The organism is Nonomuraea sp. NPDC059007, assembly GCF_042740555.1.
Taxonomy (GTDB): Bacteria; Actinomycetota; Actinomycetes; order Streptosporangiales; family Streptosporangiaceae; genus Nonomuraea.
Genome location: NZ_JBHYJD010000036.1, coordinates 103,587 through 114,758, shown reverse-complemented (window position 1 = coordinate 114,758; position 11,172 = coordinate 103,587). Strand labels below are relative to the sequence as shown.

Annotated in this window: 10 protein-coding genes and 1 pseudogene; 1 reads left to right on the top strand and 10 read right to left on the bottom strand. The window is 68.5% G+C overall.

The features are described 5' to 3' along the window. The 7 genes from ACFWY5_RS41435 to ACFWY5_RS41405 form a co-directional block, all read right to left on the bottom strand. Positions 1 to 2,071: DNRLRE domain-containing protein (locus tag ACFWY5_RS41435; protein ID WP_379638110.1), on the bottom strand; the 2,071-nt coding region annotated here is incomplete at its 3' end. Positions 2,072 to 2,761: 690 nt separating this feature from the next. After that, on the bottom strand, positions 2,762 to 2,986 hold the full coding sequence (locus tag ACFWY5_RS41430; protein ID WP_379638109.1) for a hypothetical protein: 225 nt from the start codon (positions 2,984 to 2,986) through the stop codon (positions 2,762 to 2,764). Between the two features lie 179 nt (positions 2,987 to 3,165). Beyond that, on the bottom strand, positions 3,166 to 4,593 hold the full coding sequence (locus tag ACFWY5_RS41425; protein WP_379638108.1) for an ABC transporter ATP-binding protein: 1,428 nt from the start codon (positions 4,591 to 4,593) through the stop codon (positions 3,166 to 3,168). Beyond that, complete coding sequence (locus ACFWY5_RS41420; protein ID WP_379638107.1) at positions 4,590 to 5,330, bottom strand: energy-coupling factor transporter transmembrane component T family protein; 741 nt, start codon at positions 5,328 to 5,330, stop codon at positions 4,590 to 4,592. The genes ACFWY5_RS41425 and ACFWY5_RS41420 overlap by 4 nt, the downstream gene beginning before the upstream one ends. After that, complete coding sequence (locus ACFWY5_RS41415) at positions 5,327 to 5,944, bottom strand: MptD family putative ECF transporter S component (protein WP_379638106.1); 618 nt, start codon at positions 5,942 to 5,944, stop codon at positions 5,327 to 5,329. Before ACFWY5_RS41415 ends, ACFWY5_RS41420 begins: the two co-directional genes overlap by 4 nt. Beyond that, a complete protein-coding gene (locus tag ACFWY5_RS41410; protein ID WP_379638105.1) occupies positions 5,941 to 7,698 on the bottom strand; it encodes an ABC transporter ATP-binding protein in 1,758 nt (585 codons plus the stop codon). Before ACFWY5_RS41410 ends, ACFWY5_RS41415 begins: the two co-directional genes overlap by 4 nt. Continuing rightward, positions 7,698 to 9,458 (bottom strand): ABC transporter ATP-binding protein, encoded by a 1,761-nt coding sequence (locus ACFWY5_RS41405; protein ID WP_379638104.1) that lies wholly within the window; start codon positions 9,456 to 9,458, stop codon positions 7,698 to 7,700. The genes ACFWY5_RS41410 and ACFWY5_RS41405 overlap by 1 nt, the downstream gene beginning before the upstream one ends. A 163-nt stretch (positions 9,459 to 9,621) precedes the next feature. Between ACFWY5_RS41405 and ACFWY5_RS41400 the strand changes: the two genes are divergently transcribed. After that, a complete protein-coding gene (locus tag ACFWY5_RS41400) occupies positions 9,622 to 10,260 on the top strand; it encodes a TetR/AcrR family transcriptional regulator (RefSeq protein WP_379638103.1) in 639 nt (212 codons plus the stop codon). A gap of 16 nt (positions 10,261 to 10,276) precedes the next feature. Here ACFWY5_RS41400 and ACFWY5_RS41395 read toward each other — a convergent pair. From ACFWY5_RS41395 to ACFWY5_RS41385, 3 genes and pseudogenes are all read right to left on the bottom strand, one after another. After that, positions 10,277 to 10,478, bottom strand: a pseudogene (locus ACFWY5_RS41395) (ISL3 family transposase); the annotation flags it as partial. 162 nt (positions 10,479 to 10,640) lie between these two features. Further along, positions 10,641 to 10,961: a nitroreductase/quinone reductase family protein gene (locus tag ACFWY5_RS41390; RefSeq protein WP_379626606.1), complete on the bottom strand. Its 321-nt coding sequence runs from the start codon at positions 10,959 to 10,961 to the stop codon at positions 10,641 to 10,643. Positions 10,962 to 11,015: 54 nt separating this feature from the next. After that, complete coding sequence (locus ACFWY5_RS41385) at positions 11,016 to 11,168, bottom strand: hypothetical protein (RefSeq protein WP_379638102.1); 153 nt, start codon at positions 11,166 to 11,168, stop codon at positions 11,016 to 11,018. Positions 11,169 to 11,172: the final 4 nt, after the last annotated feature.

Here is an 11,172-nt window from a genome sequence, read left to right as displayed (position 1 = left end):
CCCAGGTGGTGCTCTGGGCGACGCCGGAGTTGTTGTTGCCCGATGCGTCGGCGACCGTCGAACCGGTGCCCTCTTCCAAACCGAAGGCAGCCACCAGACCTTCCAGCGATGCGTTGGCTGTCGTGAAGGCCCAAGAGTGGGGGGCCATCACGTTGTCCGCGTAGTCAGTGGCTTTCGTAACCTCGACCGTGTACCTGGTGTCTGCTGCAAGCGGTGCAGAAGGGGTGAACGTGAGCGTCCTATTAGCGTAAACAGGCGTTCCCGCCACAGCGCCGCCATCCTGCTTCTTCACCTGGATGTCGCTGCCTCTAACCGCTTCGCCGAAGGTAGCCCTGATGGTCGTGATGATGGGAACACCAGTTGCATCACGAGCGGGTGAAGTCTCCACGACCGTCGGAAGAGTTGTATCGGGTTCCGGTTCGACAGGCGGATCCGACTCATGTGGCAGGGGCGTCTGCTGCTCCGCGTCCTGGATATCGAACTCGCTACCTGATTCCTTGGCTTGCTGCGCTTCCTCCCAACTCGGGCCGACGGGATCAGGACCGACGGATTGCGTAGCCCGCGCGCGAGCAGGATCGTTGGCCAGGGCCTCGATCTCGTCATAGGTGCTTGCCTCGGGCTCTGTGTATCGCCAAGCAACTGCGCTCACTGGTCGGTCGGCGGGCGTGTACTGGATGAACAGGACGGGGCCGCGGGGGGTGAAGGGGTAGGTGTCGTAGCCGCCATATTCGTGGGAGCGGTAGTAGCGCCAGTTCTGTGTGCTGTCGGGTTCGATGACGGAGTTGAGGCGGACGCCGAGGTCGGGGGTGCCGTTCATCCAGGCCTGGACGATGAGCTCGATGGAGTAGTAGAGCTCGCCTTCGCCCTCGGGGCAGCGGGTGGCGCTGTAGGCGCCGCGGTTGGCGACGTGGCCGGACAGCACGGTGGAGGGCTGGTTGTTCCAGCTGATCGTGCCGGTGTTCCAGGGGCTGGTGACGCGTTGCAGGTCGATGCCGGGACTGTCGGTGTCGCTGCAGGTGTGGGAGTCCTGGTTGTGCAGGCGCAGGTCGGCGTTGTGGACGGTGCCGCCTTCCAGCGGGGTCCCGCTGATGTGGAACATGATGTATGTGCGGTGCGTACGAGAGCCGCTGTGCGACTTGCCGGCCAGCAGCCATGGCAGAGTGGCGTTGGCGCTGCCGTCCGGCAGCACGTTGCTTACATGGGTGTCACCCGCGATCCCTGTCCCCTCCCATGTCTCCGACGCTGTGGTCACTGTCACTGGGTAGGTGGTGGTTGGATCGTTCAGGAAGGTCGCCGGCGCGGTGTAGATCACGTTATTGCCGTCTATTTTGGCCTTGGCTTGGCTGATGTTGCCCTTGTCGGGATCTCTCATAGCTGCTGCATCGATCACTGGTGCGGCCGCAAGATCCGCGGCTTCTTCACCTGTCGCATTCAGAAGACCGGGGGTCTTGTCCGCCCCGATACCAAGCTTCGTTCCACTAGACAGGCGCATCGGCACACGTAACTCTAGGGCGTTGGTGGGTCGCTGGCGGATCACCACGTCGTGCCGGAACCCGCTGGGCATGACGGAGACAACCAGGTCGATGCCTGGCCCATATGCGGAAGGATATGTGGCTACATTCCCTTTAACAGTCGGCTTGGGCAGCGTGCTCGGAGAGGCGAAGGCCATGCGGCCTTTTTCGCCGGAGAAAGTCGCGACGGTAGAGTCGTTGCCACGCGATAGGACCAAATCGCCTGGAGCGGTCTTGGGTCGCAGCGCACCATCCTTTTCGACCAAGGTGAGGTCGATTGGGCGCCAGCCGTCGTCTGTCTTGACCCGGATCGGGACACTGGACAGTTCGGCACGCAGGGTCTTCCCGTCCGGATTGGCATAGTAGGTCGCAGTCGCCGAGCGTAGCGCCTCGACCTCGACTCGCTCGTTGACTTCCTTGGCCTTTGCCAACGCGACATCGGTCGGGTTCGGGGCGGCGGTCCGCGCTACCTTGGCGCTGGGAGGCGGGGATGGCGGCGGTCCTTGCGCGATCGCCGGAGCCGTAAGAAGCGATACCGAGAGTGTCAGAGCAGCGATCATGTAGAAGTACCGGCGTGCGCGAGACAGTAAGCCGGACGCTAATCGATAGGTAGACACCGTAGCCTCCCGTCGAGGTTGGCAAAACAGTCCCGATCATCACATAAGATACGAATAAATGAAAGAGCGCCTTTAGTAATGGGAAGGGCGCACTCCGTTAATGTCGGACCGCCGTGTAGAATAAATGTAGATGTACTGTTGTAGTGTGCCGCTCGAATATTGAGTTGCGTACGCTGGGCTGCAGTTAAGCAGCGTGTTGGTATTCGCTGATCATGCCTGCGACGATGGATCTTCGGCGGATGGACCGCAGGGCGTTGAGATGGGTCGCGTCACGGACGGTCTAGGTACCGAATATGTGTCACGGGGCTTGATCTGGGGTTTTGCTGTGTTCGATGGCTCGGCTCCTGCAGGATCGCAGGATGGCTCTGCGGCTGTGGTACTTGATCGTTTTACGGGTATTCGGTTGGATCGCGCTGCTCGCCCGATCGCAGGCGTGTCCGATGCCAAAGCTCTGCGCCTGCCGAAAATTCATCCGTGCAGTTCAAGCAGCATGTGCGTACTGGCGGAGGACTCCAGCCGTTACGGGAGTTGACGCGCTGGTCGGACACCTCGCCGTAGCCGGCACCGCACCGCTGCCCGACCTCGGCGTCCACCATCATCTGCGTCTGCAGGCGTGGGCATGACGCCGTCCCATCAGATCGCCGTGCCGGCCCTCCTCGACGTCAGCGGGACGGCAAGGAGGGCACGGTCCTCGGGAGCGAATCTCGCCCTGGTGCCGGCGCCAAACTGCCGTTCGCGAACGGTGATCTGGTGGCGGAGGGCGATGATCTCGATGTCCTTGTCTCGATCGCCCCTACGCAGGAGCCGCGACGCGGCGAAGGCGTTCGTGACGGCGAGACAGGCCAGGCGAAGCGGCACGGCCGATCGTCGTTCCGCATGCGTCTCCCTCTGCCGAGGGCCGGAGCCGGCGCATGCCGTGCAAGGCCAACTTCGCTGTGAGCTGGGCGGACGCAGGTATCAACAGGCGCATAGTGCGTCTGGCCCAGCCCCACCGACGCGGATGGCTCGGCCGGCCAGGTGATCGACACCTTGCTCGCTCACGCTCCGTCGAGGGCCCTGAGCCTGAGTTCCTGGTCGGCGGCGAGGGCCAGGAGTTCGTCGTCGTGGCTGATGACGAGCACGGTGGTGCCTTCGGCGGCGAGCTCGCGCATGATCCGCGCGACGGAGTGCAGGTGACGGCGGTCGACGCCGGAGCTGGGCTCGTCGAACACGACGATCCGGCGAGCGCCGAGCCGGGCTGCGGCGACGACCAGGCGTTGCTGCTGCCCGCCCGAGAGGGACAACGGGTGCCGGTCCCGCAGGGACTCGAGGTCGAGGTCACGCAGGAGGCCGCCGACCTGCTGCGCGCCGGACCCGCTGAGTCTGAGCTCGGCGCTCACGCTGTCGGTGAACAGTTGCCGTTGCACGTCCTGCATGACGAGACCGCTCACGCGCTGGCGTTCGGCCCGGCCGAGCCGCCGCCCGTCCAGCGACACCTCACCCTCGTGCCGTTGCAGGCCGGTCAGTACGCGGGCGAGCGTGCTCTTGCCGGCACCGTTCTGCCCGGTCACGGCCGTGATCGCGCCGGCTGGCAGGTACGCCTCCTCGATGTCCAGCACCCGGCGGCCGTGGAAGGCGCACCGGACGCCGCGCAGGGTCACGCCTGCCCCCGAGCGCCGCGCCGAAGGCGTACCACCGTCGACGCTGGGGCCCCGGGCGAAGACACGGAGTGCCTCCGGGCGCCGGACGGGGTTGAGGGAACGCAACCCTTCGGCCGCCAGGGTGTCGTCGTCGAGGGCGGCGAACTCCGCACCCCGCCACTGCGCGTCGACGCGGCCCTCGCGCAGGGCGACGACGCGGTCGGCGACGCCGCGCAGGAAGTGCAGGCGGTGCTCGGCGATGACGATGGTCGCGCCGCTCGTACGGAGCCGGGCCAGCGTGGCCGTGAAGCGCTCGATCGCGGCGGCGGACAGGTTCGAGGTGGGCTCGTCGAACAGCAGCAGCGACGGATCGTGAGCGGTCGCGGCGGCACATGCCACCTGCTGTTGCTGTCCACCGGACAGGTTCTGCAGCCGGCGTCCGACGAGAGGGCGCAGGTGGTGGCCGGTGGCGACTGCGCTCACACGTTCCCTGATGCGCTCGGCTGGCTCGCCGAAGTTCTCCATCGCGAAGGCGAGTTCGGCCTCGCACTCGTCGGTGAAGAACTGGCGGCGGGGATGCTGGAGCACGGTGCCGGTGCGGCGGCCGACCTGGTCGAGCGTCAGGTCGGCGACGGCCTGCCCCTCGAGGTGCACGGTGCCGTCGAGTTCGCCGTCGTGGAAGTGCGGGATGAGGCCGTTCATGAGCCTGAGCGCGGTGCTCTTGCCCGATCCGCTGGGTCCGCACAGCACGACCGTCTCCCCTTGCCGCACGTGCAGGGTGAGGCCGTCGAGCGTGGGGCTTGTCGCGCCGGCGTAGGTCCAGCGCACCCCGTCGATCCGGATCACCACAGGACCGTGGCCGTGCCCAGCGCCAGCGCGGCGAGAACGGCCGCGCCGTCTGCGGCGGCGAGCCGCGGCGGGCGCATGGCGGTGGGGCGCGCGGTCGAGCCGAGCCCGCGTAGCAGGGCGGAGGCGGACAGGTCCTCGGCCACGCGCAGGCTGGAGGCGATGAGCGGGACCGTGAAGCGTTCGATGCCGAGCACGGGGTGGCGCAGCATGCCGCCCCATCCGCCGATCCCCCGCAGCCGCATGGCGTCGTACACGGCGCGGGCCTCGGCGAAGATCGTCGGCAGGAACCGCAGCATCACGGCCGCGGAGACGGTGATCGCTCTCGGCACCCGGGCGGCGCGCAGCGCCGCCGTCAGCTCCGTGGGAGAGGTCGTGGAGATCAGGTGCAGGGCCACGCCGCCGATGGCGACGAAACGGACGAGGTACGCGGCCAGGGTCGCGACCATGCCGACCGCCGGATGCGGGAGGAGTACCGGTAGCAGGTAGGCGACCGTTCCGATGGCGGCGGCACCGGCCGGCAGGGCGAGCGCGCGTACCCAGGCACCCTCGTTGAGCGCGAGCAGCACGCCGAGGACGAGCGCCGCGGGCACGAACGAGGCGCCCTGCGGGGCCATGACCACCAGGCTCGTCGCGAACACGAGCAGCGCTTTGGTCCGCGGGTCCAGCCGCAGCAGCGGGCTCGGGCGAGCCGCCGTCGCGGCGCGCCCGCGCGACGCCATGGTGCCGGTGCTCACGCCAGGCCCGCCTTCTCGAAGTGCTTGCGGGTCAGCCGCACGCCGAGCAGCCCGCCGAGCAGGCCGAAGACGATCGTGGAGACGTCGAAGGCGAGCAGGACCGGCGGGGAGAGCAACGTCTGCATCTGGCTGACGAAGTCGGCGCCCATCGCCTGCATCGAAGGTCCGGCGAAGTAGGCGTCGCGGTCGTAGAAGATGGGCATCATCGGCCCGGCGTACCAGGCGGAGTAGACGGCGTAGGCGAGCACGCTCAGGCGGCGTGAGGCGTACCGGCCGGCCCAGATGATCAGCTCCGCGGCCAGCGCGCAGCCGATGGTGATCACGAAGCTGATCAGCGGATGCCCGGTGAGCATGAGGAATCCGCCGGTGATGATCGCGAAGACCGTGACCATGCCCGCGTGCCGTACCCGGGTGAGGAACAGCACGAACGGGACTCCGGCGGCCACGATGCTCGCGACGAGGGCGGCCAGCATGACGGCCGGGTTGAGGAAGCCCAGCATGTTGATCGCGAACACGACGGCGAGGTAGAGGGCGCCGAAGACGCCGATGTTGATGAGGTCTCTCGGACTCATGCGCAGGTCGAGACGGCGCTCGGGCGGAGTGGTCGTGGTCACGGTGTTCCCTTCGAGGCGAGTTGCCAGCCGCGGGCGCGTACCCGCTCGTTCCAGAAGCGGGCGTAGGTGCCTCCCGCGGCGAGGAGCTCGTCGTGGTCGCCCTGCTCGGTGATCTTTCCTCGGTCGAGGACGAGGATGCGGCCGGCGGCGACCACGGTGGACAGGCGGTGGGCGACGACGATGACGGTGCGGTCGCGGGCCAGTTCGGTGATGGCGTCGGCGACGGCGGCCTCGTTGGCCGCGTCGAGGGCGGCCGTGGCCTCATCCAGGAGCACGACGGGAGCGTCCTTGAGCAGGGCGCGGGCGATCGAGACCCGCTGCTTCTCACCGCCGGACAGGGTCGAGCCCGCCTCGCCGACCCGGGTGTGCCAGCCGTCGGGGAGGCGTTCGACGACCTCGTCGAGCCGCGCGATGGCGGCCACGCGGTCGAGGTCGGCGTCGCTCGCGTCCGGCGCGGCCATGCGGAGGTTGTCGGCGATGGTGCCCTCGAACAGGTAGACGTCCTGGAACACCTGTGCCGTCAGCCGGGACACGCCCGCACTCCCGAGCTCGCGGACGTCCCGCCCGCCGATGGCGACCGTGCCCGCGTCGACGTCGAAGAAGCGGCCGATGAGCTTCAGCAGCGTGCTCTTGCCCGCGCCGGACGGCCCCACGATGGCGGTGAAGCTCCCCGGCGGGATCGTCACGTCGACGCCGTCGAGGACGACCGGGCCGTCCTCGTAGCCGAAGCGGACTCCGCGCAGCTCGATGCCGGAGCCCGCGGGCTCGGCGGGGCGCTCCGGCTCGGGCAGCGGTGGCACCGCCAGCAGCGCGCGGACGCGCCCGATGGCGTCGGCGTTGACCTGTACGTGCCCGGCCAGCTCGCCGAGCTGGGTGATCGGGTCCAGCATGCGCAGGGTGACGATCAGTACGCCGATCATGACCGGAAGCGCGATGGCGCTCTGCAGGGTGAGTGCGACCGCGAGCGCGATGACGGCCGTGACCACGAGTTGCAGGGTGCCGAAGAACACGATCAGCCCCCACGCGCCGCGGATCGTCAGGCGGGACTGCGACCCTTCCTGACGGATCAGGGACTCCTCCAGCGTGCCCATCTCCGGCCGGTCGAGCACACCGTAGGCACGCAGGACCGGCTGCTGGCGCGCGTACTCGACGATGCGGGAGGACGTCGCGCCGATGTCGTGCTCGTAGTCGTCGTCGTTACGGCGGACGATCACCATGAGCAGCCGCAGCGCCAGGGCGCACACCACCGCGCCGGCGGTGAAGGCCAGGCCGATCCGCCAGTCGAGCAGGAAGCTGCCGATGATCATGACCGTGGGCGCGGTCACCCCGACGACGACATGCCTCAGCAGGTGGGCGGGGATGTTGGCCACGTCCATGGTGCCCTTGCCGAGTATGCGCCCGACCGGTCCGGTACGGTCGCCGCCGAACCAGCCGATCGGGAGCGTGGCGAGGTGGCTGCCGATGCGCTCGTGGAAGCTGGTGAGCACGTCCGTGCCGACGAGGTAGCCCAGCGAGGTGCTCTTGGCCAGCAGCACGTGATGGACGCCGACCGCGGCGACGATCGCGCCCAGCCAGAGCCAGAACCGGCTCCAGTCCACGGGCGGGCTCGTCAGGCTCGCGACGAGCGGCGCCACGAACAGGAAGCCCAGTCCCTGCAGGACTCCCTGCGCCGCCTGTGCCATGAGCATGACCCGCAGATGACGCCGGCCCTTCTCGTCCAGCACCTCGGACAGGTATCGGATCATGGTGATCATCAGCGCGTCTCCGTTCCGGCCACGATGTCCTCGCGCGTGCGCTGATCGTGCTCCCAAAGGCGCGCGTAGAGCCCGTCGAGAGCCAGCAGTTCCTCGTGCCGTCCCCGCTCCACCACCCGGCCGCCGTCCAGCACGACGATCCGGTCGGCGCCGCGCACGGTGCTCAGCCGGTGGGCGATGACCAGCACGGTGCGGTCGCGGGCGACCTCGCTCAGGGCGTCCTGGATGCGGGCCTCGTTCTCCGGGTCGGCGCTCGCGGTCGCCTCGTCCAGCACCAGCACCGGCCGGTCGGCGAGGATCGCGCGGGCGATGCACACCCGCTGCCGTTCGCCGCCGGACAACTCGGCGTCCTCACCGGCCACGGAGTCGAGTCCGCGGGGCAGTTCGTCGAGGCGGTCAAGGATCTGTGCCTTGGCGGCGGCGGCGCGAACGGCCGCGTCGTCGGCGTCCGGGCGGGCCAGGCGGATGTTGTCCCTGATGCTCATGCGCAGCAGCGCCGCGTCCTGGAAGACGAAGGCCACGTGGCGGTACAGCTCGGCGGGGTCGATGTCACGCAGGCCGACGCCGTAGAGCTCGACGGTCCCCTCCTGCGGGTCGTCGAAGCGGGGCAGCAGCTTGGCCAGCGTGGACTTGCCGGAACCGGACGGGCCGACCAGCGCGGTCACCGTGCCGCGTTCGAGGTCCAGGTCCACTCCGTCCAGCGCCACGGTGTCGCCGTAGGCGAAACGGACTCCGCGCATCCTGACCACGGGGCCCGGCGTGTCCTGGTCGGGCACGATCGGGCGGGCCGGGACGGGCAGTTCGGGGCCGGAGAGCACGTCGCGGATGCGCCGGGCCACGCTCATGGCCGTGACCAGCGGATGGATCGACATCATGACCGTCATCAAGCCCGCGGTGGTGACCGTACCGAACACCAGGAAGGCGATGAAGCTCTCGACCGGCAACTGACCCGCCGCGGTGAGCGCGCCTCCCGCGCTCGCCATGACGACGAGCACGCTGGGCGGCGACAGGAGGATCTCCGCGATGACGCCCGCGGAGCTCGTCGAGCGGGCCCAGTCCAGGAAGAACCGCGCGAAGCTCCGCGAGACGTCCCGGAAGCGGCTGCTGGCGGCGCCGGGCGCGCCGAACGCCTTCACGACGCCGATGCCGTTGACGAACTCGACCGCGGCGCCGTTGAGGCGGGTCAGCCACTCCATGAACTCCGGGTACTTCGTGCCCGCGTCGGCCATCGCCCGCTGGTAGACGACCAGCCCGACCACCATGGGCAGCAGGCCGACCAGGGCCATGCGCCAGTCGACGACCACGAGGTACACGATCGCCACCACCGGCGGGACCGCAGCCGCGGTGACCTCCACCACGGAGTGCGCGATGAGCTGGTGAAGTGCCGCCACGTCGTCCTCGACGGTCTTCTTCACCGTTCCGGAGTTGCGATCGGTGAACCAGCCGAGGGGGAGCCTGCGCAACTTGCCCAGCAGGGCGCGGCGGATGCCGAAGGAGACCCGGATGTCGGCCAGATGTGTCAGAACGCCCGCGCTGAAGGTGCCGAGCTGCTTGACCGCCAGCGCCACGAGCGCGAGCACGATGATCGGCCACACGTCCGTGTCCCCGCGCAGCAGGCGCCGGCTGATCTCCACCACGGCCACCAGGGGCGCCATGCCGGCGAGCGCGCTGACCGCGGTCAGGAGACCGCAGCCGATCAGTGTGGCGCGTGCCGGAGCCAGCACCGATGGCGCCCGCTGCGCCGTTGCCATCAAGGACATTCCCCCACCTTTCACATCAAGCCGGACAGCGAGAGAGTAACGATAATCATTTTCGAGCGCTAGAGGCATCTCGCCCCGCGAACTCTTGCGTACTTAGTACACTAAAGCAAGGGTAGCCTTACTTCAGAGTCGGCAGTAGGCTCGCGCCACTACAGTGGAGGGAGTGATCGCCCGTTCGAGTGCCAGCCGACGCCGCCAGTTCCTCACCCGCGAGGTGGTGGTGGCCGCCGGGCGCCGGGTGGCCGAGTCCGAGGGCATCGAAGGGCTGACCATCCGCCGGGTCGCCGCCGAACTGGGCGCGGCGCCGATGGCGATATACCGGCATGTCGAGGACAAGCGCGAACTGATCCTCGCCCTGCTGGACGACGTGGCGAAAGGGCTGCCGCCGCTACCAGGCGACGAGGGCACGCCGCAGGAGCGCCTGGTCACCGCGTTCGCCGGGCTGGACGCCTATCTCGCGCGGCATGTGTGGGTCGTCGAGATCCTGCGGCAGGGCGAATGGTTCGCTCCGCGGGCCACCTTGATGTTCACCTGGGCCCTGGACCGGTTCGGCGACCTCGGCCTCGACGACCACCGCGCCACCGACGCCTACCTCCAGCTCTGGTGGTACGTTCTCGGCCACCTGAGCTTCCTGCCCGCCGCCGCCCCCGAACGACGCAGCTCCCGCGAGGAACTGCTGGCGTCCGCGGCGGAGGACCCGGAACGCATCCACCGCGTGTTCCGCGCCTTCGACCACGAGAGCGCCTTCCTGACCGGGCTCCGCACTCTGGTGGACGCCCTCGCCCGTCCCGGCCGCGACTGATCCGATCGCCGGGACCATACCGATGCCGTCGTTTGAGCGCGAAGTCATCGACACCCAGCACGCGTGGGGTCCGCAAGAGGTGGCAGCGACACTCGCATGAGCAGGCGCAGCGCCGTGGACCTCGAGATCGTGATGGCCAGGACCGCTGACAGTCGGGCACCAGCCCGGCCTGCCAGTTCCTTGGCCACCGCGCCTAACTGGCCGGTGAGCCTGTTCGTCCAGACCCGCAAACACCACACCCGTAAGATCGTCGATCTTCAGCACGGCCCAGGCCGGCAGATGATCACTCAGCGCCACCACCGATTACGGGGCCAGAGCCGACCATCCGCGAAACGATCAAACCCGCGTCCACCGCAACGAGCCGGAGGATAAAGAACAGCTCAGGCGTATCCCTTTGACCAGGGGTCGCCGTCGAGCGGGGTGAGCTCGAAGGCGGGGTGGAGTCCGGCTTCGGCGTTGAGCACCCAGGCGACCTCCCCGTAGGGAGCGACCAGCCAGCGTCTGCCCTCGTGTTCGATGACGGTCACGGGCTGGGTGCGCAGGCGGCCGCTCTTGCGGCCCCGGGTGGTCAACAGGTGGCAATGGGGGATCAGACCGGCACGGATGAGCACGCCGACGATCACGTTGCCCGCCCGTGTGATCCGGCTCGCACGGTACGGTCCGGTCGGCCCGGCGACCTTGCCGGAGTGGCCGGTGGTCATGTCATGCACCTTTCATCGGTCGTGTGGTGGAGGCGTCGCTCAGAGCGGCCTTTGTCATCTTTTGCCTGCTCTCTTCGGCTTCAACGCGGCGGCGATGACCGCGGCGACGTCGTACTCGTCGACCGGTGCCGGCGAGGCGTCGGGGAAGGCGTTGTACACCGTGTCCTCGGCACGGATGGCGGGCGCCCATGACAGATCGTTGGCCATGAAC

Bases quoted from the DNA above. Each gene is read 5' to 3' on its own strand.
- ACFWY5_RS41410 (WP_379638105.1), bottom strand. From the start codon at position 7,698: ATGATCACCATGATCCGATACCTGTCCGAGGTGCTGGACGAGAAGGGC.
- ACFWY5_RS41405 (WP_379638104.1), bottom strand. From the start codon at position 9,458: ATGTCCTTGATGGCAACGGCGCAGCGGGCGCCATCGGTGCTGGCTCCG.
- ACFWY5_RS41385 (WP_379638102.1), bottom strand. From the start codon at position 11,168: ATGGCCAACGATCTGTCATGGGCGCCCGCCATCCGTGCCGAGGACACG.
- ACFWY5_RS41390 (WP_379626606.1), bottom strand. From the start codon at position 10,961: ATGACCACCGGCCACTCCGGCAAGGTCGCCGGGCCGACCGGACCGTAC.